Origin of the sequence: Promicromonospora sp. NPDC090134, assembly GCF_044746965.1 — a bacterium.
Lineage (GTDB): Bacteria > Actinomycetota > Actinomycetes > Actinomycetales > Cellulomonadaceae > Promicromonospora.
In genome coordinates, this window is sequence record NZ_JBIVCZ010000008.1 from 155,897 (window position 1) to 177,131 (window position 21,235).

Annotated in this window: 28 protein-coding genes and 4 tRNA genes; 20 read left to right on the forward strand and 12 right to left on the reverse strand. The window is 69.3% G+C overall.

Features of this window, described 5'->3' with window-relative positions; all coding sequences use genetic code 11:
* Positions 1-405 precede the first annotated feature (405 nt).
* Together ACIPN7_RS21165 and ACIPN7_RS21170 are read right to left on the reverse strand one after the other, a co-directional pair.
* Positions 406-1,620 carry a helix-turn-helix domain-containing protein gene (locus ACIPN7_RS21165; protein ID WP_400546817.1) on the reverse strand — a complete coding sequence of 405 codons (1,215 nt, stop codon included), beginning with the start codon at positions 1,618-1,620 and terminating at the stop codon, positions 406-408.
* The gene (locus tag ACIPN7_RS21170) at positions 1,613-1,933 is read right to left on the reverse strand and encodes a putative quinol monooxygenase (protein ID WP_400546819.1); all 321 of its coding nucleotides are present in this window, start codon (positions 1,931-1,933) and stop codon (positions 1,613-1,615) included. Before ACIPN7_RS21170 ends, ACIPN7_RS21165 begins: the two co-directional genes overlap by 8 nt.
* A gap of 158 nt (positions 1,934-2,091) precedes the next feature.
* Here ACIPN7_RS21170 and ACIPN7_RS21175 point away from each other — a divergent pair, with 158 nt between their 5' ends.
* The 14 genes from ACIPN7_RS21175 to ACIPN7_RS21240 all read left to right on the forward strand — a co-directional run bounded on the left by ACIPN7_RS21175 (position 2,092) and on the right by ACIPN7_RS21240 (position 12,991).
* Positions 2,092-2,319, forward strand: a complete 228-nt coding sequence (locus tag ACIPN7_RS21175; protein WP_400546821.1) for a hypothetical protein — start codon at positions 2,092-2,094, stop codon at positions 2,317-2,319.
* Positions 2,319-2,654 carry a DUF6284 family protein gene (locus ACIPN7_RS21180; protein ID WP_400546824.1) on the forward strand — a complete coding sequence of 112 codons (336 nt, stop codon included), beginning with the start codon at positions 2,319-2,321 and terminating at the stop codon, positions 2,652-2,654. The genes ACIPN7_RS21175 and ACIPN7_RS21180 overlap by 1 nt, the downstream gene beginning before the upstream one ends.
* Complete coding sequence (locus tag ACIPN7_RS21185; RefSeq protein WP_400546827.1) at positions 2,654-2,806, forward strand: hypothetical protein; 153 nt, start codon at positions 2,654-2,656, stop codon at positions 2,804-2,806. The genes ACIPN7_RS21180 and ACIPN7_RS21185 overlap by 1 nt, the downstream gene beginning before the upstream one ends.
* A complete protein-coding gene (locus ACIPN7_RS21190; RefSeq protein ID WP_400546830.1) occupies positions 2,806-5,139 on the forward strand; it encodes an FtsK/SpoIIIE domain-containing protein in 2,334 nt (777 codons plus the stop codon). Before ACIPN7_RS21185 ends, ACIPN7_RS21190 begins: the two co-directional genes overlap by 1 nt.
* 3 nt (positions 5,140-5,142) lie before the next feature.
* The gene (locus ACIPN7_RS21195; RefSeq protein ID WP_400546833.1) at positions 5,143-6,240 is read left to right on the forward strand and encodes a hypothetical protein; all 1,098 of its coding nucleotides are present in this window, start codon (positions 5,143-5,145) and stop codon (positions 6,238-6,240) included.
* A gap of 7 nt (positions 6,241-6,247) precedes the next feature.
* Positions 6,248-6,511 (forward strand): hypothetical protein, encoded by a 264-nt coding sequence (locus ACIPN7_RS21200; RefSeq protein WP_400546836.1) that lies wholly within the window; start codon positions 6,248-6,250, stop codon positions 6,509-6,511.
* Between the two features lie 250 nt (positions 6,512-6,761).
* Positions 6,762-7,379: an NUDIX domain-containing protein gene (locus ACIPN7_RS21205; protein WP_400546839.1), complete on the forward strand. Its 618-nt coding sequence runs from the start codon at positions 6,762-6,764 to the stop codon at positions 7,377-7,379.
* Positions 7,380-7,448: 69 nt separating this feature from the next.
* A complete protein-coding gene (locus ACIPN7_RS21210) occupies positions 7,449-7,778 on the forward strand; it encodes a hypothetical protein (RefSeq protein WP_400546842.1) in 330 nt (109 codons plus the stop codon).
* A 19-nt stretch (positions 7,779-7,797) separates the two neighbouring features.
* On the forward strand, positions 7,798-8,211 hold the full coding sequence (locus ACIPN7_RS21215; RefSeq protein WP_400546845.1) for a hypothetical protein: 414 nt from the start codon (positions 7,798-7,800) through the stop codon (positions 8,209-8,211).
* On the forward strand, positions 8,208-8,993 hold the full coding sequence (locus ACIPN7_RS21220) for a hypothetical protein (RefSeq protein WP_400546848.1): 786 nt from the start codon (positions 8,208-8,210) through the stop codon (positions 8,991-8,993). The genes ACIPN7_RS21215 and ACIPN7_RS21220 overlap by 4 nt, the downstream gene beginning before the upstream one ends.
* Positions 8,993-10,276, forward strand: a complete 1,284-nt coding sequence (locus tag ACIPN7_RS21225) for a hypothetical protein (protein ID WP_400546851.1) — start codon at positions 8,993-8,995, stop codon at positions 10,274-10,276. Before ACIPN7_RS21220 ends, ACIPN7_RS21225 begins: the two co-directional genes overlap by 1 nt.
* 174 nt (positions 10,277-10,450) lie before the next feature.
* Complete coding sequence (locus tag ACIPN7_RS21230; RefSeq protein WP_400546854.1) at positions 10,451-10,681, forward strand: helix-turn-helix domain-containing protein; 231 nt, start codon at positions 10,451-10,453, stop codon at positions 10,679-10,681.
* Complete coding sequence (xerC, locus tag ACIPN7_RS21235; RefSeq protein WP_400546857.1) at positions 10,678-11,889, forward strand: tyrosine recombinase XerC; 1,212 nt, start codon at positions 10,678-10,680, stop codon at positions 11,887-11,889. Before ACIPN7_RS21230 ends, xerC begins: the two co-directional genes overlap by 4 nt.
* Positions 11,890-12,052: 163 nt before the next feature.
* A complete protein-coding gene (locus ACIPN7_RS21240) occupies positions 12,053-12,991 on the forward strand; it encodes a hypothetical protein (RefSeq protein WP_400546860.1) in 939 nt (312 codons plus the stop codon).
* Between the two features lie 297 nt (positions 12,992-13,288).
* Here ACIPN7_RS21240 and ACIPN7_RS21245 read toward each other — a convergent pair.
* From ACIPN7_RS21245 to ACIPN7_RS21270, 6 genes are all read right to left on the reverse strand, one after another.
* A tRNA-Val gene (locus tag ACIPN7_RS21245) sits at positions 13,289-13,360 on the reverse strand.
* Positions 13,361-13,453: 93 nt separating this feature from the next.
* Positions 13,454-14,302 (reverse strand): aminotransferase class IV, encoded by an 849-nt coding sequence (locus ACIPN7_RS21250; protein ID WP_400546863.1) that lies wholly within the window; start codon positions 14,300-14,302, stop codon positions 13,454-13,456.
* Positions 14,303-14,315: 13 nt separating this feature from the next.
* Positions 14,316-14,906 carry a dihydrofolate reductase family protein gene (locus ACIPN7_RS21255; protein ID WP_400546866.1) on the reverse strand — a complete coding sequence of 197 codons (591 nt, stop codon included), beginning with the start codon at positions 14,904-14,906 and terminating at the stop codon, positions 14,316-14,318.
* A 52-nt stretch (positions 14,907-14,958) separates the two neighbouring features.
* The gene (locus ACIPN7_RS21260) at positions 14,959-15,345 is read right to left on the reverse strand and encodes a VOC family protein (RefSeq protein ID WP_400546869.1); all 387 of its coding nucleotides are present in this window, start codon (positions 15,343-15,345) and stop codon (positions 14,959-14,961) included.
* Positions 15,342-16,205 (reverse strand): helix-turn-helix domain-containing protein, encoded by an 864-nt coding sequence (locus ACIPN7_RS21265; protein ID WP_400546872.1) that lies wholly within the window; start codon positions 16,203-16,205, stop codon positions 15,342-15,344. Before ACIPN7_RS21265 ends, ACIPN7_RS21260 begins: the two co-directional genes overlap by 4 nt.
* Positions 16,206-16,278: 73 nt before the next feature.
* The gene (locus ACIPN7_RS21270) at positions 16,279-17,373 is read right to left on the reverse strand and encodes a chorismate-binding protein (RefSeq protein WP_400546875.1); all 1,095 of its coding nucleotides are present in this window, start codon (positions 17,371-17,373) and stop codon (positions 16,279-16,281) included.
* Positions 17,374-17,564: 191 nt separating this feature from the next.
* Here ACIPN7_RS21270 and ACIPN7_RS21275 point away from each other — a divergent pair.
* The 6 genes from ACIPN7_RS21275 (at position 17,565) to ACIPN7_RS21300 (ending at position 19,210) form a co-directional block, all read left to right on the forward strand.
* Positions 17,565-17,636, forward strand: a tRNA-Gly gene (locus ACIPN7_RS21275).
* Between the two features lie 64 nt (positions 17,637-17,700).
* Positions 17,701-17,771, forward strand: a tRNA-Cys gene (locus tag ACIPN7_RS21280).
* 11 nt (positions 17,772-17,782) lie between these two features.
* A tRNA-Val gene (locus ACIPN7_RS21285) sits at positions 17,783-17,854 on the forward strand.
* A 183-nt stretch (positions 17,855-18,037) separates the two neighbouring features.
* Positions 18,038-18,799 carry a tyrosine-type recombinase/integrase gene (locus tag ACIPN7_RS21290; protein WP_400546878.1) on the forward strand — a complete coding sequence of 254 codons (762 nt, stop codon included), beginning with the start codon at positions 18,038-18,040 and terminating at the stop codon, positions 18,797-18,799.
* Positions 18,796-19,086, forward strand: a complete 291-nt coding sequence (locus tag ACIPN7_RS21295; protein ID WP_400546881.1) for a tyrosine-type recombinase/integrase — start codon at positions 18,796-18,798, stop codon at positions 19,084-19,086. Before ACIPN7_RS21290 ends, ACIPN7_RS21295 begins: the two co-directional genes overlap by 4 nt.
* On the forward strand, positions 19,076-19,210 hold the full coding sequence (locus tag ACIPN7_RS21300) for a hypothetical protein (protein WP_400546884.1): 135 nt from the start codon (positions 19,076-19,078) through the stop codon (positions 19,208-19,210). Before ACIPN7_RS21295 ends, ACIPN7_RS21300 begins: the two co-directional genes overlap by 11 nt.
* A 109-nt stretch (positions 19,211-19,319) precedes the next feature.
* On the opposite strand, the gene ACIPN7_RS21305 is transcribed toward ACIPN7_RS21300, so the two are convergent.
* The 4 genes from ACIPN7_RS21305 to ACIPN7_RS21320 form a co-directional block, all read right to left on the reverse strand.
* Positions 19,320-19,628, reverse strand: coding sequence for a hypothetical protein (locus ACIPN7_RS21305; RefSeq protein WP_400546887.1), 309 nt, complete (start codon positions 19,626-19,628; stop codon positions 19,320-19,322).
* Entirely contained in the window at positions 19,625-19,867 is a 243-nt protein-coding gene (locus tag ACIPN7_RS21310; protein ID WP_400546890.1) for a hypothetical protein, read from the reverse strand. Before ACIPN7_RS21310 ends, ACIPN7_RS21305 begins: the two co-directional genes overlap by 4 nt.
* Positions 19,868-19,954: 87 nt before the next feature.
* Positions 19,955-20,455 carry a hypothetical protein gene (locus ACIPN7_RS21315; protein ID WP_400546893.1) on the reverse strand — a complete coding sequence of 167 codons (501 nt, stop codon included), beginning with the start codon at positions 20,453-20,455 and terminating at the stop codon, positions 19,955-19,957.
* 293 nt (positions 20,456-20,748) lie between these two features.
* Positions 20,749-21,216 carry a hypothetical protein gene (locus ACIPN7_RS21320; RefSeq protein WP_400546896.1) on the reverse strand — a complete coding sequence of 156 codons (468 nt, stop codon included), beginning with the start codon at positions 21,214-21,216 and terminating at the stop codon, positions 20,749-20,751.
* Positions 21,217-21,235 lie beyond the last annotated feature (19 nt).

Sequence of the window (21,235 nt, forward strand, 5' to 3'; positions counted from 1 at the left end):
GGTTCGACCCAGTGGAGGCGATTGATTATGCGCGCAGGCTCGGTGTTGCGAACCTTCAGGATCTCGTTGTGGGACTCGGCATGACGCCATCGCCGCTTCCTGAGTTGCGGGCCGTGCGGAACTACTACGCGCACAAGGGCCGTCACGCGGTGTCAGAGGTATCACGTTACGTTGGAACGACCGTTACGCCTGCTGTGGTTCATTCCTATGTCGCTTCACCGACGTCAGGCGGTGCTCCGCTGCTGGAGCGCTGGGCCGCTCAACTTGACATCATGGCCCGGGCAGCGGTCCATTAGTTAACTGAGCTCTGGCGATTTCCTGCTCCAATTTATGATCGATGTCGCCAAAACCCCCACCGCGTACGCGGTGGGGGTTTTTGGTCGGCGCCTCAGATGTGGAAGTCCGCTAAGCAACAGTCGCTCGCTGGGCGAGCTCCTGAAGATCAACCGGAGTTCGACGGCTCACCTGCATCAGTTCTCGGATGGCTTTACGGGCCAGTGGGTGGGTTCGGACTTGCTCAGGGGCTAACTCCTCGGCTTCGAGTAGTGCAGCCACGGCCTCGCCAACTTGCCGTCTCTGTGTGTAGGCGCGTGCCTTGTCCAGGAGGAGCCGGCTCCGACGCTCCGCTGAGAGCTGACTGGTGTCGATCTGCTCGGCCAGGTCCAGCGCCATCCCGGCATCGCCCAGGTCTACCGAGGCGGTGACCGCGTGAATCTCCACGTTGGCCGGGCCGAACTCGGTTCCGAAGTCGCTTCGGCCGGGGCCGACGTCCTCGGCGACGGCGCGGGCTTGGTCGAGCCACCTGTGTGTGGCGCTCCTGTCTCCCTCCCGTGAACTGATGACAGCTCGGACGAGCTGCAAGGCGCCGTAGAGCGACTTGCCCTCCGTGCTCAGCGAACCGTCGTCGAGCTTCGGTTGAAGCGCCCGGATCGCCTCGGACGCGGCATATTCGGCCTGCTCCGGCCGCTGAACGCGCAGAAACGTGTGGGCCAGACGAAACGTGCCAGCCACCACCTCCAGCGGCTGCCCAGACCGCCCAGCAGCGGCAATTGCGCGGTCGGACGCCACCCACGCCGCGTCCGCCTCGTCCTGCCGCGCCAGCACGGCAGCGGTGACTTGGTAGACCTGGGCGAGAACCTCGTGCTCGGCATCCGTCGCGGCACTCCGTCGCACACGGCGTTCGAGCATCGGAATGAGCGTGACGAGCTCCTCCCCAATCTCGCTGAACGCCGAGGCGTGGGCCAGCTCCCACAGCCGGTCAACGTGCTCACGCAACTCGTCGATTGGCCGCTCATCGGCCGGTGCCGAGTCGTCCAGCAGGGTTGCTATCCCTGGGTAGCCGGTCAGCGCCAGGCGGATGCCATCTAGGTCGCTACCTGGTTCGGCCGGTCCGTCTTCGGTTGGTTCGACGGCATCCGAACGCAGGTCCAGCACAGAGACCTCAAGGGCGTCCGCCAACGTCTGGAGCGTGGACAGCCGGTCTACCGGCAGCACCCCACGTTCGACCTGAGACACCCAGGACTCGGACCGGCCGAGTTCGGCGCCGAGGTCTTTCTGCGAGAGCTTGCGCTCCTTGCGCAGCGCTGCGACGCGCGCTCCGAAGATCTTCTGATCACTCACCCTGTGCGTACCCCTTTCCGTCGACTGCGGTCAGCCAGTCGACCTCGACGTCATCGACCAGTGCCTCACGGCCCGCAAGGAACTTGCGGGTGTGCGGCTGGCGCTCGTGCTCGTCGAACGCGGCCCGGTCCCGGTAGAGCTCGTAGAAGATCCGCTGGTCCGGCTGCCCCTCAACGAGGTGGTTCACGTAGACCAGCGTGCCGGGCTCTGAGGCCCGGATTCCAGCCAGTGTCTTGGCCACGAGCGCGTCAAACGCCTCTGCGGCCCCTTCCTTCAGCGTGAAGCGGACCGAAAGCCCGAACTGCCCAGTCATGTGCACTCCTGTCTCAGAACCACTGTAGGTAGCAACATCCTACCGGTCGCAGAAAAAATGTGTTCTGCTGTTGACACGCAGAAAAACTGCGGGTTAGGTTCGACCCACACCAGCCAGACCGAGGGGCGGTCAGGCCAAAGGCACCGAGGGGTCGAGCAATGACGCAGAGGACTGAGGATCTGGCAGCCGCGAGGCGGCTGCTTCTCGCGCTGTCCGAGGGCCTGACCAGGGCCGGGCGGCTGCTTGCTGTCTCTGGCCTGGTCGACGAGGTCCGGACCGTGGCGCGCATGCGTGCCGAGGTCGGGCAGATGCGCAAGCGAGTTCGCCAGGTCCACAACGCCGCGATCGCCGCCCAGGGCGGCACCACCACTACGGGAGAGAACTGATGAGCACCTACACCGCACTTGCCGCGTTCGATGACGACGAGCCCACGTTCACCGAGCTCGCGGCCATCGCCGCCGAGGAGCCGGTCATTGCGGCGGAGGTGGCCGTGGTGGATGCCGAGTGCCGCCTGGCTATCTCGCCGGACGAGGTCGCGGTCAAGGCCCACCGCCGGGCCGTGGCCGCCCTGAACGTCGTCATGCGGACCGCCGTCGAGACGACCACGAACCGCGCCACGTCCACGGCCCCCGCGTTCGTTGCGGGTGCCCCGCAGACGACGGGGCTTCGTCGTGTGGTCATCCGCCCGGCCGTGCGGACGTTGCGGGGTGGCGCGGCCTGATGGAGGTCCTGATCCCGCTGTTCCTGCTGGCTGTGTGCGTCGTGATCGTCCGGGTCCGGTGGGGCTCGCTGAGCGTGTGGGACGTGGCGCTGTGCGTCGCTACCGGGGTGCTGCTGGTCGTAGCACCGTTCGACTCGATCGGAGGCAACTGATGAACGGACACGAGAACAACCGCCCCAGCGACGCCGAGCTGGAGGCCATGCTCAACGGCCCCGACAACGACACCGAGCCTGCCGGTGAGGTGGTGAGCCTGACCGACGCCCGCCGCGCACGCGGCCTGAACGAGACCGAGCTGGACGAGGACGACGCGAACGGGTCGGTCCTCGACGGTGAGATTGTGGCCCCTGCGCCCGTGCCGGCAAACGAGGTTGCCGAGCGTGAGCCCGAGGTGATCGAGCACCGCCAGGCCAAGCGTCCCCAGGCCAGCGCACGGCCGATCCTGCCGGGCTGGTGGCGGGACCCGCGTGCGTTCGCCGCCACGATCAAGTGGGCCGTGACCACGGTGGCCTCAACGCTCGCGTTCCACCTGCTGCGCCTGCCGCTGTACGTGCTGCGCCTGGTCTGGCGTGCCCCGGTCGGCCTGTTCCGTGTCCTGCGGGCCGTGGTCGGGTGGGTGCGCGACACCGCGAACACCGAGGCCCGTGAGGCTGTCATGGCCGCCACCCGCGACAGCGGCGCGTACCTCAAGATGCGGGAGGACCACCGCACCCGCACGGGCCGCCGCTTCGGCCTCACCCTGCTCGCCCTGCTGGCCGTCGCGGGTGGCGTCACCGCGGCTGTGCTCATGGTCGAGCCGAACCACCTTTACCTTGCTGGCTCCGCCCTGGTGCTGCTGCTCGGGTGGGTCGGCTCGGACGAGGTCCACCGCGTGGTTGACCACCACGGCGACGACGGCGAGGTGCCGCGCCTGACGGCCGACCTGATCACGCTGGCCCTGTCCAAGCTCGGCGTGACCGCGATCAACCAGGCGCTCAAGGAGGAGCAGGAGGCCGCCGAGCGCGCCATGCGGCGTGACCACCTGCGGCACGAGTCCGAGTCTGCCCGCCAGGCCCGCATTGCCCGCTCGCGGCGCAAGGCGATCCACTTCGCTGCCCTGGTGCGTGACGGTGAGGGGTTCCGTGCGGACATCGACCTCCCGGCCGGTGCTACCGCGTCGGCGGTGTGCGCCAAGCGCGAGGAGATCGCCGCCACGATGCGCCGGGACATCGCGCAGGTCTGGCCGGAGCCGGACCACCGCAAGCACGCCGCCCGCCTGGTCCTGTACGTCAACGACGAGGCCATGGGACCGCACAACACCCCCAAGTGGCCCCTGCTCACGGCCGGTGCGACCAACCTGTTCGAGCCCGTACCGCTCGGCGTCGACCAGCGCGGCCGGTCGGTGTCCGCGACCCTCATGTTCGCCTCCGGGCTGATCGGTGCCGTGCCCCGCATGGGCAAGAGCTTCACCCTGCGCGTGCTGGCCCTGAACGCCGCCCTCGACCCGCGTTGCGAGGTGCACCTGGCCGACCTCAAGGGCGGTGCGGACTTCCGGATGTTCGAGAAGGTCGCCCACTTCTACCGCTCCGGTGAGGACGCCGAGGACATCGCCGCGATCCTGGCCGACCTCAAGGGCCTGCTGGCCGAGATGCGCCGCCGGTACAAGGTCATCAAGGAGCTGCCCGAGGACATCTGCCCCGAGGGCAAGGTCACCGACCAGCTCGCGTCGCGCAAGTCCCTGCGGCTGCACCCGATCTTCATCGGCATCGACGAGTGCCAGAAGCTCTACGAGCACAAGGAGCACGGCGACTGGTTCGCCGACGCCATGACCGACCTGGTCAAGCGCGGCCCGGCCGTCGGGATCATGGCGTGGAACGCCACCCAGCGCGTGGACGTGTCCTCGATCCCGCGCGGGATCAGCTCGAACGCCGTGCTGCGGTACTGCCTCAAGGTCACCGGTCACACCGAGAACGACATGGTGCTCGGCACCGGCATGTACCACTCCGGCGTCAACGCCACCACGTTCTCGTTCGCCCAGGACAAGGGTGTGGGGTGGTTGGTCGGTGAGGGTGACTCGCCGCGCATCACCCGTACCGCGTTCATCGACGCCGCCACCGCCAAGAAGGTCGTAGCCCGCGCCCTGGCCGCCAAGGTCACCGCCGGATACCTCACCGGCCTCGCCGCTGGCGAGATCGAGGCAGACACCGACACCACCTCAATCCTCGACCACGTCCACGCCGTCTGGCCCAAGCGCAACGGAAAGCCGCTGCCCAAGGCGTGGTGCGCCGAGCTCGCGCCGCTGCTCGCGGAGCACAAGCCGGACCTGTACGAGGGGTGGAAGCCGGAACAGGTCTCCGACGCCCTCAAGGCCCGCGACGTGGACACCGCCCAGGTCAACAAGGTCGGCACCGACGGCGTGCGCCACAACTGGCGCGGCCCCGTCTACGCCGACATCACCGCCGCCCTGGGCATCACGCCCGAGCTCGTGAACGACGAGAAGGAGGACTGACCCATGAGCACCACACACACCACCCCTGCCAGCGGTTCGCGCCGCCTGGTCCTGGCCGGAGCTGTCTCCGTCGCCCTCATCTCCACCGTGTCTGCCTACCTCGCCATGGTCGGCTTCGGCCGTGACGTCCTGGGCATGGACCCGGCCACCGCGTACACCACCGCCGGGGTGTTCGAGCTCTCCCTGGTCACCGTCGCCCTGCTGGCCCGTGAGGCTGCCCGGGACAACCGGCCCGGCGGGGTCCTGCTGTCCCTGACGTGGGCGCTGTCGTCCGCGTCCGGGGTGTTCGCCGCCGTCCATGAGGTCTACCTCGACCACCCCGCCGGGGCCGTCCTGTTCCGGTTCATCGTGCCCCTGCTGGCCGCCCTGATGTGGCACCTCGCCCTGATCGGTGACCGGCACCTCGCGTCCGGCGCGACCTGGTCCGGCATCCGGCAGTCCATGCGGATGCACGCCCTGTTCCTGACCACGGAGGACGCTGTCCGGGCGCACGCCACCGACGACGGCACCCCCGCCGCCCGCCGCAACATCGCCAAGGCAGAGGCCCGCCGCCGTCAGGCTCGCGCCGTCGCGCTCAAGTCCGTGCCCCCGGCCGAGATGCGCACCCGGACCGCAGAGTGGATGGACTCCCTGTCCGCCGTCGCGGACGCCGTGACCGACGTGGCCCGCCTGCACGTCGAGGCCAACAACCGCGTCGCCGGACACCTCACCACCGGCCCGGTGTCCGGGCCGGACTACACCGACCAGGCCGCCTCCGCTGTCCGGGCGGAGCTGACGGACATCACCACGGACAGCGAGCCGGACAGCGACACGGACACGACAACGAGCACTGTCCGGCTGTCCGCCGTCCCGGCAGCCGGACCGGACACCCCGCGTGTCCGGGCCACTGTCCGGCCCAAGCCGCGCCGGACCGTCCGCCCGGCCGGACCCGCGAACAGTGACCGGGCCGTCCGCCTGGACATCGTGTCCGGGCTCCTGTCCGAGACCCCGGCCGCAACCGCCCGCGACGCCCTGTCTGCTCTTGCTGCCCACGGGCACGAGGTGACCGACCGGACCGCGCGTCGCCTGCTGGCCGACGCCCGCGAGGGCTCGCGGAGGTGAACTGACCATGACCACCAACCTCACCCCGGGGGCCCGCCTGCTGTGGGTCACCGCGTGCGCTCTGGTCGCCCTGATCACCGGAGCGTTCTCCGGGTCCGCCCGAGACGCGGGAGTGGTCGCCTACCTGCTGGTGCACGCCGCGTTCATGGCCTCCCTGATCGGCCTGATCATCGTGCTCATGACCACTCCCCTCCCCACCGAGAGCGACGAGGACGAGGAGGGGGAGGGGGTAGCGGGCAACGACCGCGACGGGTCCGGCCCGACGGCGTGAGGGGCCGCTACCCAGTAGCGACCACCCCCGCTACCGGTAGCGCCCCCGCTACCACCTAGAAACCCAGTAATTCCAACGGTTGTAGCGGAGGTAGCGGCCGAACGGCCCACCCCCTGCAACCCCCGAAAACCCCGCTTTCGAGCACCCGCCAAGGGACCGGCGACCCGCTACCGCTACCACCCGCGCCGCCAGGCCCCTAGCTCGGCCCATGCCAAAAACCAGCCGCACCACCACCGAAGGGGAACCACTGATGTCCACCGCGACGCTGTTCAACACCACCACCTCCGACGGCCCCGACGCCACCAACCCCCGCGACATCGACTGGGCCGAGCGCCAGGCCCGCGCCGTCGTCCCGTTCGACGTCGTGAACGGCCTGCCGGTCAACCCGATCACCAACGGCCTGCCCGAGGGGCGTAACGGCCTGTGGCACTGGGGCGAGGCCGTGGCCGCCGACGCCGTGGTTCTCGCGTTCGACATCAACAACCGCCGCCGTGTCCTGTTGGTCGAGCGGGCCGACGGGCACGGGTGGGCGCTGCCCGGCGGGATGCTCGACCCCGGCGAGACCCCGTCCACCGCCACCGCCCGCGAGCTCGCGGAAGAGACCGGGCTGGTCCGGTACCCGGGTGAGTTCCACATGCTGCCCGGACGCGCGGTGCCGGACCCGCGTGCCGGGGCCAACGCGTGGATGGTCACCGTCCCCGCCGTCCTGACCATGCACTGCCTGCCGCTGCCCGAGGTCCAGGGCCTGGACGACGCCCGCTACGCCGGGTGGTACCCCGCCGACTCCTACGCCGAGCTCACGAGCGTCCTGGCCAGCGGGATCTTCCCCGCACACGTCGCGCTGCTGCGCGAGGTCCTGGACGCCTGACCACCCGCTGCCCGGCCCACGGGCCGGGCAGCACCACCCCGCCAGCTCGCACCAGGAAGGGACCCCGCCATGAACCGCACCTACTCCCGCCAGGTCATCGCTGCATGGCTGCACGGCTACACCACCGGCCACGCCAACGGGTGGCACGACGGCCGCAGGGCCGGGCACGCCGAGGGGTACGACGCCGGGCACGCCGACGGCATCCCCGAGGGCCGTATCCGGGCCGACCGCGACGCGTCGGCCAAGTACGCCGCCGCTCTGGAGTGGAGTCGCCGCAACAGCTTCCCGCCCGTGTCCCGCCGTCCGTGGGGCGAGGCCAAGCCCATGCCGACGCCCGCCGACTGCCTCGCCACCTGGCCCGCACCGGCCGCCCTGCACGCCGTCCGTCACGCCGCCTGACCACCAGGGAGACACCACCATGCGACCCACCACCCGCCGCCCGGCCGCTCTGCCGGCACTGCCCGCCCGCGACGTCGAGGCGTTCGTCCTGGACGTCCACCGCACGCACACGAGCTGGTGCTACTGGCCCGCCCAGGACGGACAGGCCCGCCGCTTCGAGGTCTCCGAAGCCCAGGCCGGGACCTACCCCGTACGCGCCGAGACCAACCCCCACGGCGAACAGCTCGCCGTCGTGGACCTGGACACGTTCGTCATGCGCCGCATCACCTGGCGCTGGATCTTCCCGCGACTCGAACGACCCTGCGCCCGGACCGTGTCCGACGTCGCCTGGCTCGCCGAGGAGGTGGTCGACGGGACTGCTGCGATGACCGACGACGACGGCACCACCCTCGCCACCTGGCGCCGCATCCACACAGAGGAGGTCACCCGATGAGCACCCTGACGATCGCTCGTAGGCCGCGTGTGCTGGACCTGTTCTGCTGCCAGGGCGGCGCCGGGACCGGCTACCACCGCGCCGGCTACGACGTCTACGGCATCGACCTGACCGCCCAGCCGCGCTACCCGTTCCCGTTCCTGCGCATGGACGCCCTCACCGCGCTCCGCCTGCTGCTGGCGGGGCACCGCCTGCCGTTCACCCACCCCGACGGCACCGTCGAACTGCTAGGCCTCGCGGACTTCGACGCCATCCACGCGAGCCCCCCGTGCCAGGGCTACTCGCGGGGCAACGCGGGCAAGGTCACCGCCTGGCCCAAGCTCATCCCCGACGTCCGCGCGCTCGTGATCCTCACGGGCCTGCCGTACGTGATCGAGAACGTCAAGGACGCCGCACCCGAGATGGTCGACCCGGTCGGCCTGTGCGGCTGCATGTTCGACCTGTCCACGCTCGACACCGACGGCGTGACCATCCACCTGCAGCGGCTGCGCCTGTTCGAGACCAACACCGCGCTCACCGCACCGCGTCCGTGCGACCACTCGGCGCACCTGTGGGTGGCCGGGGCGTATGGCGGTGCGCGGCGGGATAAGTACGAGGCGAAGTACGTGCGTAAGGGCGGGTACGTGCCCCGCAGCAAGGACGTCGTGAAGGCGCTTCTGGGGATCGAGCACGACATGACCTGGTCGGGCCTGTTCGAGTCCGTCCCGCCTGCCTACACCGAGCACATCGGCACTCAGCTCATGGCCGCCGCCAACCCCGCTGGCTGGAAGGCGGTGGCCTGATGACTGCCCTGACCCCTGACCTGCACACCACCGAGCCGGGCGACCTGGACCCGGAGTCGGTGTTCTGGGAGGCGCGCCCCGAGCTGGCCGCCGTGCGCCAGTACGCCCGCGCCGCCGTCGCCTCGCCCTGGGCCGTCCTGGGCTGCGTCCTGGCCCGTGTCTCGCTGTCCGTGCCGCCCTCGGTCGTCCTGCCGCCCCTGGGCAACGACTCCCAGGCCGTGGCTTCCCTGAACGTGTTCGTGGGCCTGGTCGGCCCGTCCGGCGTCGGCAAGGGCGTCGCCACGGCCGCCGCGCGGGGCGTGCTGGACATCCAGCCCGGGGCCGGGCGCCTGATCGTGGAACGTCCCCTCGGGTCCGGGGAGGGCATCTCCCACATGTTCATCGACACCGACAGCGAGGGCGAGGACACCCCCGCGATCCACTCCGTGTGGTTCGACGTGCCCGAGGTCGACACCCTCACGGCCCTGGTCGGGCGCAAGGCATCGACCCTGTCGTCCGAGGTCCGCAAGATGTTCTCCGGGGAGGGCCTGGGCTTCCAGAACTCCGACCCGACCCGACGCAAGATCGTGCCCTCCCACGCCTACCGCGCCGCGATCGTGGCGGGTGTGCAGCCGCTCAAGGCCGGGCCGCTGCTCGACGACGCCGCCGGGGGCACCCCGCAGCGGTTCCTGTGGCTGCCCGCCACCGACCCCGGCGCTCCCGACGTCGCCCCACCCGCCCCCGAGCCGCTGTCCTGGTCCAGCCCGGTCCTGGCGACGCAGCACGCCCGTACCCACCTGAACGTGGCCGAGTCGGTCCGGGCCGTCCTGCGGGCCGAGCGCCTGGCCCGGCTCCGGGAGCAGATCACCGACGACAACGGGCAGCAGTCCCTGGTCCGGCTCAAGGTCGCCGCGCTACTGGCGCTGCTGGCCCGCCGCACCGACGTCACCGAGTCGGACTGGCAGCTGGCCGACTACGTCATGACTGTCTCTGACCACACCCGCACCCGGATGCGTGACGCTCTGCGTGCTGACGCCGCCCAGGCCGTGCGTGCTCGGGCCGAGGCGCGGGCGGCGTTCGACGAGCACCACGACACCGCCGCCGTCGAGCGCACCGCCCGCAAGATCCTGTCCAAGCTCGACACCGAACCCGTCTCCGCGACCACCGTTCGTCGCGCCCTGGGACCGGCCCTGCGGGACTACTTCGAGGCTGCCACGGACGACCTGATCCGCCGTGGCCTGGTCGAGCGCAACGACGACGTCTACCACGGGCAGCCCCGCACCCGGCTGCGCCGCAGGCAGTGATCCCGAGGCGTGAGGGGTGACAAACCGTCACCCCTCACCGTCACCCCTAAAACTCCAGGTCAAGGCCTGTTTCTAGGGGTGACATTGAGGGGTGACAACTGTCACCCCTCACCCCTCGGGCAGCCACCAACACCGCACGAAGCACACCGCCGCACGAACTAGGGAGACGCCGTCATGGCAACCGCCACACCGCCGGTCTACACCGCGACCGAACCCACCGTCACCGCCGTTACGCCACTGCTGTATCGCGTCGAGGAAGCCGCCGAAGCGCTCCGACTCTCCCGCACGCAGGTCTACGAATTGATCCGCGACAACGAGCTGCGCACCGTCAAGATCGGCGGGCGGCGGCGCGTGCCCGTCGCCGCGGTCGTTGAGTACGTCAAGGCCCTGGAGGGTGCAGCGTGAGCGAGAGCACCGAGACGAAGACACGCCGTTCCCAGGGGGAGGACGGTGTGTACTTCAACGAGAAGCGCAACCGGTGGATCGCGACCGTTGTCGTTGATTCGACGTCGGGGAAGCGCAAGTCCGGTTCGGGCACAAGCCGGACGGCCGCACTGAAGGCCGCGCGGAAGCGCGCCGACGCATACAAGAAGGGTCTCGTCGACGACGCAGAGAAGTACACCGTGCGGAACGCGATCACCGACTGGCTGGAGTATGGGCACGGTGATGCAGATCCCGACACCTACGCCAGACACGACTACTTGTCGCGGCATGTGCTGAATGCATTGGGCCCAATCAAGCTCCGCGACTTGAAGACGACGGACGTCGAGAAGTTTCTGAAGACCTTCACGACGACCCACTCGACGCGAACTATTGGTGATATCAAGTGGTGCCTAAACACGGCTGTGCGGCGAGCAATGGCACGAGACCTTGCTGAGCGGAACGTCGTAGAGCTGGCTGAGGTACCGCGGGGGAGGGCGGGGCGGCCCTCGCGGGCACTGACCAAGGAACAGGCGCTCGGCATCCTCAGGTTGACCAAGACGCACCGGATGTATGCCTACATCGTGGTGTCGCTGCTTACCGGCGTCCGCACCGAGGAGATGCGGGCGCTGCGCTGGGAGCAGATCGACCTGAATGGCGAACCTGCCTCGATATCCGTGTGGCGTTCTGTGCGGAAGTCCGGCGACACGAAGACCGAGCTGTCTAGGCGGACCCTCGGCATATCGGCTCTAGTTGCGGGCGTGCTTCACCGGCACAAGGCGAGGCAGGACGCAGATCGAGTCAAGGCCGCCGGGAAGTGGACAGAGTCGGGACTCGTCTTTACGACCACGCTGGGCACGGGCCTGGACGCCGCCAACGTGCGACGGTCATTCCGTCACGCGCTGGGTCTCGTGCCTGGCATCAACCCGGCTGAGTGGGTCCCAAGGGAACTGCGGCACTCCTTTACCTCGCTGATGTCTGCCCATGGAATCGCGAACGAGGAGATCGCCCGCGTGCTTGGTCACTCCGGCACAGCGGTCCTGGAGAGGATCTATCGCCACGAACTGCGCCCAGTGATCGAGACAACGGCGACAGCCATGGACCAAGTCTTCTCTCATGAAGACATCGCGCCGGACTGGCACATGGACCCACTCTTCACCGTTGGGGAGGCGGGAGGCGGCACGCGAGCGTAGCGGAGGAGGATAGTAAGCACTCGGTTCTGACGCGCGAGATCCTTCGGTCGGCGCTCCTGTCGGTCGGCGGGTCTCGCGCGTCACGAATCAGCAGGGCCTCACTGTTCGAATCTCACCCCATGTGGACGGCCTCGGGGAGTGAACACACTGACATACTGGAGAGATGCCCGAGTCTGATGTGAAGCCGACCTGTTTCATAGCCATGCCGATCACTACTCGTCACGACGAAGTTGCGGTTTATGGCGGAGATCAGAACCACTGGGCGCACGTAATGGGCAGTTTCTTTGAGAAAGCAATAAGGCAGGCAGGTTTTGAGCCGATTAGACCGAGGGTCATCGGTGCGAACTTGATCCACGGCGAGATAATTCGTAATCTAAGTACTGCTGATTTGGTCCTCGTGGATCTTAGTAGCCACAACCCGAATGTGTTCTTTGAGTTGGGTGTTCGCACCTCGATAAATAAGCCGATCGCTCTGGTGTGTGACGAGCACACGGCGCTCCCGTTCGACATATCGGGGATCAACACGTTCGAGTACGATTCTAAGTTGCCTCTTTGGGAGAATGACCGACAGCAAACGGACCTCGCGCAACATATCGAGGATAGTTTTCGTAGTTGCGGCGGTGAGAATCCGCTCTGGAAGCAGTTTGGCCTCAGTATCACCGCGTCCGAGCCGAATGCGGGTGAGTCGCCGCTCGAGGCGAAGGTGGATGTGCTCGTGAGCCAGTTCATGCAGATGCAGGACAGGCTGGATCGCGACTGGTCTTCCGTGTTGCGTGAGGAGGCGAAATATGTTGCCGCGCCAACCCCTGGCAAATACGATGGCACACCCGCCAACAAATTCTCCGATGCCTTCCATCGGCGCATGATTCGGCGCGATCCGCCTAGCACTTTGATGTCTCAGATTAGGCGCGCTGATGCGGTCAGCATCTATTTCGCACCACCGGTTGTGCATGATGATGTGGTGTTCGCGCGAGATTTGGCGGCGCAGTACGGTGTTGAGGTCGACATCCATACGGCCGCCAAGGACTTTCGAGAGGCGACAGGACGCCTCGAAGGCGTGAGCTATGTCGACGGTGCGGACCGGCCTGACCGCGACCTGTAGTGGAGAATGTGCCAGCCGCTTCGGGGGTTGCCTGCCTCGCCAGCGAGGCGTGTCCGTGCAGCCGGGCTATTTGTCCACACGGTGGGTCTAGGTGGACCGTGCCTTCCTGGTGCTCCGTCGTCTCGGCACGTGATGAGAGAGTTTCGGCGCTGGGCCGCTCTGTTGTACCTGAGGTCTGGGGCCGTGAGGCATAGTGCTGCAGTTAGTACTGCAGCAGCAGTCCGCCCTTGTGCTCTAGAGTCAAACAAGAGGCCCCCCGATCAGCGTTTCCGCTGGTCGGGGGGCCTTTCTGCACGGTGGGCGATACTGGGATCGAACCAGTGACCTCTTCGGTGTGAACGAAGCGCGCTACCCCTGCGCCAATCGCCCGTGCTGCCTGCCCGGTAGGGCGTGCGTGGACGATATTAGCCTGGTTCGAGCGCGGATGCGAAATCCGAATCGCCGGGCCGAGCAGGAACCGCGTCAGGGGTCGGTCCGCTCCCGCATGTTCCGCTCGAAGAGGTCCCGCGCGGCGGCCGACAGCTCGCCGATCTGCAGGTCCACGCCGTCGAGCCAGACCGTCGGCTGCACGTTGCGCACCGACCCGGTCAGCAGCATCCGTGCCTCGCCGGCGGACACCCGGTCGAGCGCCGAGAACGGCAGCTCGCCCTCCTTGGCCTCGCGCACGGGCAGGCCCGCCTCGGCGCCCCACTCGAGCAGCAGCTCGCGCGTGATGCCGGCCAGGCAGCCCACGCTGAGCGGGGGAGTGACCAGCTCGCCGTCCAGCTCCAGGAACACGTTCGAGCCGGTGCCCTCGCACAGGTCGCCCGCGGTGTTCGCGAACACCGACTCGTCGGCGCCCTTGCCGATCGCGTCCGCCAGGGCCACCACGTTCTCGGCGTACGACGTCGTCTTCAGGCCCGCGACGGCGCTGTTCTCGTTGCGCGTCCAGGGGGAGCGGGCGGCCCGGCCGGTGTGCACGACGACGGCCTCGGTCGCCGCCACCACCACCGTCTGCGGCCCGTCCGAACGGCCGGAGCCGAGCGGCCCGATGCCGTCGGTCACCGTGATGCGCAGCCGGCCGGCGTCCGGCGAGGCGGCGAGGACCGCGTCCACGCCGTCGCGCACCGTGCGCAGGTCCAGGGGTCCCATGCCCATGCCGGAGGCCGACCGTTCCAGGCGCGCCAGGTGGCGCGTCAGCGCGAACGCGTGCCCGTTCAGCACGGCGCAGGTCTCGAAGACGCCGTCGCCGACCGTGATGCCGTGGTCCACCGCGCTGAGCGCGGCCTCGCCGGGCGCGACCATGCGCCCCTGTGTCCAGATGACCGTCATGCCGCCCAGTGTGTCACCGGCGCAGGGTCACGTGGGTCACCTCCGGTGTGTGCCGCACGCTCGTGGACGAGAACTCGATGGGCGGCACGCCGTCGAACACGCGGGTGCCTGAGCCGAGCGTGAACGGGACCACGTGCAGGCGCAGCTCGTCGACGTGCCCGGCGGCGAGGTACTCGTTGAGCGTGGTGGCCCCGCCGGTGATGGAGATGTCGCCGTCGCCGGCCGCCTCCCGGGCCTGGGCGAGCGCGCTCTCGATGCCGTCGGTGACGAAGTGGAACGTGGTGCCGCCCTCCATCTCCACCGACTCGCGCGGGTGGTGGGTCAGCACGTAGACCGGCCCGTGGTACGGCGGGTTGTCGCCCCACCAGCCCGTCCAGTCGAGGTCCCACGCGCCACGGCCGGCCGTGAACATGTTGCGGCCCATGATGTACGCGCTCGCGCCGACGATGGCGTCCACCTCGGCCTGGTGCGCGTCGCCGTACTCGAACATCCAGGTGTGCAGGCGCTCGCCCGCCAGCGGGCCGAACGGGTGCTCCAGGCTCTGGTCGTGGCCCGCGGAGTAGCCGTCGAGCGAGACTGCCAGGTCTGCTTTCACGATTCCCATGCCTGTCCGACGGCGGGGGCCGCCGGAACTCATCGGTGACTCGCCCGGCCGCTCAGCCCTCGCCGCGGTAGCTCCCGAAGCTCCACAGGTTGCCCTCCGGGTCGCGCACCACGCAGGACCGGCCGCCGTAGTCCTGGTCGGCGGGCTCGCGGAGGCTGGAGCCCCCGGCGGCCAGCGCCGCCGCGTAGGTGCCGTCCACGTCGTCGGTCACCGCGTACGCCGAGCCGGTCCCGGCCTGGTCCGGCCAGTTGGGGCGCGGCTGGTGCGTGCCGAGCATGACGCCGCCGCCCTCCGGCCAGGCCAGCTCGGCGTGCTGGACGACGGCGGGGTCGGCGTCGTCCCGGTAGACGGCGCGCTCCGTGAAGCCGACGGCCTTCAGCCAGGCCAGGCCCGCGTCGGCGTCGCGGTAGGACAGGGTGACCCACAGTCCGGTGCTCATCGTGATCCTCCTCGTTCGGGTACGTCCCACGATGCCCGAGGCGGGTCGGCGACGTCTTGAACGAACGGGAACTCCTCGCGCAGCCAGGTGGTCGGCGTGCAGCCGCCCAGGGCCACCCACTCGCGGGTCAGGTGGGCGTGGTCCGCGTACCCGGCTGACGCGGCGACGTCGGCCAGGCTTACCCGTCCCGACCGGGCGGCGATGACGAGCGCGCGGCGCGAGCGGGCGAGGCGGGCCACGCGCCGCAGGTCACGGGGCGTGAGCCCGCACTCGGCGCGGACGAGGTCCTGCAGGCGACGGCGGCTCCACCCCTGCTCGGCCGCGACGTCGCGGACCTGGCCGCCACGCGCGATGCCGGCCAGCGCCCGCCCGACGTCGGCTCGCGGTCCCGGCTCCCCGGCCCGCGCGAGGTGTTCGACCAGGACGCGCACGACGGCCGCGCCGTCCGGGGACACACCGTCGGAGGACGCGGCGAGCAGCTCGGGCAGGTGCGCGAGGTGGGGCGCGACCTCGGGCAGGCTCGTCAGCTCGCCGGCGAGCTCGCCCGCGGGCACACCGAGCAGCATCCGGGCGCCACGGAGCGTGAGGGACACGCTGACGCCGCGCTGCCGGCCGCCGTGGTGGATGGCAGCGGGCCGGGTGTGCAGCCCGGACACGCAGGACCAGGCCTGCCGCCGCGAGCCGTCGGACCCGGCCCACGCGACGTCGATCGGATCGTCGAGCGGCAGCTCGAACGTCACGCCGACGCCGGGCATGCCCCGGTGCACGCCCGGGGCTCCCAGGTCCAGGTCGTACGGGACGACGGCGGAGACGTAGGGAGCGAGGACCTCCGGGACCCCGGAGCCGGGAACGTGCGCCACGCCTCCACGGTAGTCCGGGCCTCCGACACCCGGCTGGGCGACGGCGGCCCGGACGCCGCCCGCGCCCGGGCCGTCAGGACGACGCCAGCGCGACCAGCCGCTCCGCCTTGAGCTCTGTCTCGTGCCACTCCGCCGTCGGGTCGGATCCCCAGGTGATCCCCGCGCCCGTGCCGAACCGGAGCACGCCGTCGGCCCACCAGAAGGTCCGGATGCCGACGGCGAGCGAGGCCCGGCCGCCGTCGACCCAGCCCACGGCCCCGCAGTACGGGCCACGCGGAGCGGTCTCCAGCTCGCGGATGATCCGCAGCGCGCTGGACTTCGGGGCGCCCGAGACCGACCCGGGCGGGAAGGTGCCGGCCAGCAGCCTGGGCCACAGCTCGCCGGGGCGGACGACGTCGTCGGAGAGCGTGCCGCGCACGCGTGAGACCAGGTGCACCAGACCCGGGTGCTCCTCGACAGCGAGCAGCGACGTGACCTCGACCGTGCCCGGGCGGCAGACGGTCTGCAGGTCGTTGCGCACCAGGTCGGTGATCATCACGTTCTCGGCCCGGTCCTTGTCGGTCAGGCCGTCGGGCGTGCGGGCCGTGCCCTTGATCGGGCCCGACTCCACGACGGGCCCGTCCGGCCCGTCGGCCAGCGACAGGTACAGCTCGGGCGACGCGCTCACCACCCACACCGGGTCCAGCCCGCTCGCGGCGGGGACGTGCACGGCGGCCGCGTGCGGGGCCGGGTTGCCCGCGGCGAGGCGGGCCGCGAGCGCCCGGGCGTCGGGCTCGGCGCTCGCTGTGCCGCCGACGCTGCCGGGCAGGGGAGCGGACAGCACCCGGCAGATGTTGGCCTGGTAGACCTCGCCCTCGCGCACGTACTCGCGCACCCGCTCGACGGCGGCCTCGTAGGTCACCTGGTCCATCGAGGTCGTCCACGTGTCGGACGCCGGTCCGTGCCAGGTGCCGGCGGGCCCGGTGCCGTCGGGTCCCGCTCCGGCGGGCTCCCTGGAGGCGTCACGCACCTGGTTGAAACGCCACGCGCGTGCCCGGCCCTCGAAGTCGGCGACGACGAACCAGGTGCCGGTCTCCAGGCGTTCCGGCTGCTCCAGCACGTCGACGCACTCGACGGCGTCGGTCGCGACGCGTCCGGCGAAGCTCGCCCAGCCGGTGGCGCCCGTCACGTCAGGTGGGGTCGCTGGGGCGCCGGGGCGGGACGGAACCGGTGGGATCGTGCGGTTTGCGGGCGGATGGGCCGGGCGGGGTGACACGGGACAACCGTACGGGCGGCGCGCGCGATTGGACGGTTCGCCCTCCGTTCGATTAATGTTCAGAACGCCGGAACACCGGGGGAAACCCCAGGATGCCCGGCTTCGCGGATGTAGCTCAGTGGTAGAGCATCACCTTGCCAAGGTGAGGGTCGCGGGTTCAAGTCCCGTCATCCGCTCTGAAAGTCGCTCTCGTGATTCTTCGGCTGAAGAGAGCAGCCGTCGGCTGCTGTCTGGCCGAGCGGTGGGTTGGCCGAGAGGCGAGGCAGCGGCCTGCAAAGCCGTACACACGGGTTCGAATCCCGTACCCACCTCGCAGCACGACGGGCGATTGGCGCAGCGGTAGCGCGCTTCCCTGACACGGAAGAGGTCACTGGTTCGATCCCAGTATCGCCCACGCGTAAAAAGAGGCCCCCGGGCCGGCGGAGACGCCGACCGGGGGCCTTCTGCATGTCTGGTGCTGGTGGACTGGTGTGGGCAGCAGGAGCCAGTTTGGGACACCTGCGGTCCCACAGCGGTCCCACAGGCCGGTGTTCGCAGAACACCTGACTGTGGGAGGTAGTGCCATGACAGAGAAGCGATGGTCGAGCGTCGCAAGAACGCCCGCACGGGCAAGACGACGGGGTTCCGTGCCCGGTACGTCGGGCCGGACACGGCAAAGCACTCGCTGCCCTTCGCTGCGAAGGTCGACGCCGAGGCGTGGCTGTCCCGGGAAGAGGGCCTGATCGCTCGCGGTGAGTGGACGCCGCCGGCATGGCGAACCGTGGCGGTGACGATCACCGTGGACGAGTACGCGGAGCAGAACCTCGCCCTGCGGCGCCTGTCGCCGCGCAGCCGGGAGGAGTACGACCGGTACCGGGAGCGGTTCATCACGGACAAGCCGATCGGACGGGTCGGGCTCCGGTCGGTGACCTCGCTGGACGTCGCGGCGTGGCTGACCGAGGTCCGGGCCTCCACGGGCCCGACGATGGCAGCCCGCGTCTACGGGTTCCTGTCGTCGTTCAACGCCGCTGTGCGGGATGGTCTGCTGGACCGCAGCCTGTGCACCATGCGCGGCGCGTCGAACGCGCCACGCGCATCTGCCAAGGCTGTGGCGTCGCCGGCCGAGGTCGCCGTGCTGCTGGAGTACCTGCCCCAGCGGTACCGGGTCATGGTGCTGGTCGCGGCCTGGAGCGGGCTGCGGTCCGGAGAACTGCGCAACCTGCGTCGCCGGGACGTGGATGTGGCGGGCGGCACGGTGAACGTGCACAGCCAGGTCCAGAACCTTCGCGGGCGGGGCAAGGTCGTCCGGGACGTGACGACGGCCGCTGCGCGCCGTGTGTGGTGCTGCCGCCCGCTGTGACGTCCGCCCTGGAGGAACAGCTCGACGACGGCGCGCAGCCCGGCCCCGACGGGCTCGTGTTCCCCTCCACCATGGGGACGCCGATCTCGCAGTCGACCTTCTGGGAGGCGTGGAACAAGGCACGCAAGGCGATCGGCCGACCAGGCCTGCAGCTGCATGACCTGCGCACGACCGCAGCCACGCTCGCGGCCGGTACCGGGGCGACCATCGCCGAGCTCATGGCCCGACTGGGGCACACGACACCGAACGCAGCGATGTGTTACCAGACGGCGGTACATGGCGCTTGATGCCCGCATTGCCGGGGCGCTCGACGGGCTCGTGGTGCTGCCCGCCGCAGCGGGCAGCACTGCCTCCGACCCCACCGACGACAAGATCGCGGTCCCACCGCAATCACGCGAAGTTGCTGCGTGACCGGCGGTAACGGCTGACATGCTCGGGCGGGGGTCCCACAGTGGACCGTCGTCTGACGCCGTCGTCCTGACCGCCATCATCGCCCGGCTGCGCAACTGAGCCGCAGTCGTCAGTAGAGCGCGACTTTCCAAGTTTCGAGTTCTGGTTCGCCCGGCGGCAGGCTCCCGGTGCAGTACTTGTAGAGCCATGCCGCTGCTCGTCGCTCGGCGTGCTTCTCGTTCACGGGCTCGCCGTAGTCGTCGAGTTCCAGGACGTTGGCGAAGATCGCGAAGAGGGTCTCCATCTGGCTCGGCGAGTCGCGCGGGCCGTCCCAGTAGTCGATCCCGTCGAGGAGTGGATGCCCGACCGACCCGCGGGCAACCCAACCTGCGAAACGCCGCAAGGCGCCGGATGCCCCGTGGGCCAACTTCGTGCTCACAACTCCCAGCCGTGTTCGGCGTAGGTCTTCTTGTCCCAGTCGGGGTAACTCGTCGTGTAGACGCCCCAGCCCTGATGCACGTAGTACAGCGTCATTGCCTCGAAGTGGCTGCTGGCTTCAACTGTCCATGTGAGGCGAGCAGCGGTGGAGAGACCTGCGCGGGCCTGTTCCCCATGTTTGCCGGCGAGGCAGAACATGTATGGACTCCCCTCGGGGTCCTCCCAGAGTTCATGCAGCACACGGTGAGTGTAGAGCGACCGCCCCGTCATATCCGCGCCCTGGTGTGCCGTCATGCCAAGAGGGCCGGGCTACTACTCAATGGGGAACTACGCATCTGGACCTGATGCCGGAACGACGAATGGAGAAGCCCCAGGGGCGACTGTGGTGATCTCCAGGCCAGAGAAGATGAGCGACAAGTTGTGCCCGTTGGTTTCGATCAGTGCCTCGTGGAACGGCCGGCCCATGTCGCCTGACCACTCCTGTGTCTCGCGTGACGCAGGTAGGAGCTGCATGCCCGGGTACAACACCTGCCACTTCACCCCCCACACGTACGCTTCGCGCTCGCCCGACCGAGTCCAAGCGTCGTAGTCGATCAGGTCGTCATCCTGCGAATAGAGCCAGACATCACGCCGAACGGCCGTGGTCACTGTCGCGCGAACACAATGGGTGAACCGGTACCGGAGGTGCTCGGGCTCGATACCCGTTCGTGGATCCGCTGTCGCGTAGATGTAGAGGTCGTAGTCACGCATGTAGTCGGTGAAGCCGTGGAAGACCAAGGCCTGGTCGAGCACCTCGTCAAACGCCTGCCGGATCTGCTGTTCGTCCACGTGGACACCCTGCACCAAGTGGCTCGTCAATACCTACAACGACGGCCGCGCTGTGTCGCTGACTGGGAGATCGGCCTGGTACTACAGCCGCAGATCAGGCCGGTGGGTTGCGACGGCGCTGCCCCCGCGCGGCGGCGCGGCCTCGGGCGTGCGGGACCGGCACTGCCGGTGTGGACGGCAGGAGCCCTTGGCGTGGACTCGCTCCGCGCCCGACCCGTGGCGCAACGATTCGAGGAGCGAAGAACTGGCCCCGCTCTGGCGCACCGCGGTGCTCATGGGCCAGTTGCGGCCGTCTAGCTGGGGTCGGCGAGCTGACGATGGGCCTGCGCCACCGCCCGAAGCATGGTGGCGACCACGTCCGAGGCGGTCAGCCGCCCGTCGGTCGCGAGCTGGTAGACCTCCCGGTCGGGGTGGATCGCGAATCGGATCTGTGGTTGCTCCCTGAGGAGCACCGTGACGAGGTCGTCGCCGTCGGGGTCGTCCTCGCCGTCGTCCAGCGCGCCGAAGTGGTCGTCGCTGATACCGACGTCCCACGTCTTCCCGTCCTTGGTCGCGAACTCGATGGAGCCGAGAAACTGCTCGCGGGGGACAGGAGGGGCTGACGGGTCGTAGAGGTCCACAAAATGCTCGGGTGCCTCGCCGATCGCGGTCCTCACGGGTGCGACGGCAGCGAACGCGGCGCCCTCGTAGTGGTACCACCCGTCGGGATCGCGCTCACCGGGGACACCTGGGTCCTCCCAGCGTGGGCTTCGTCCGAACACCTGTGCCTCCTGTGTGACG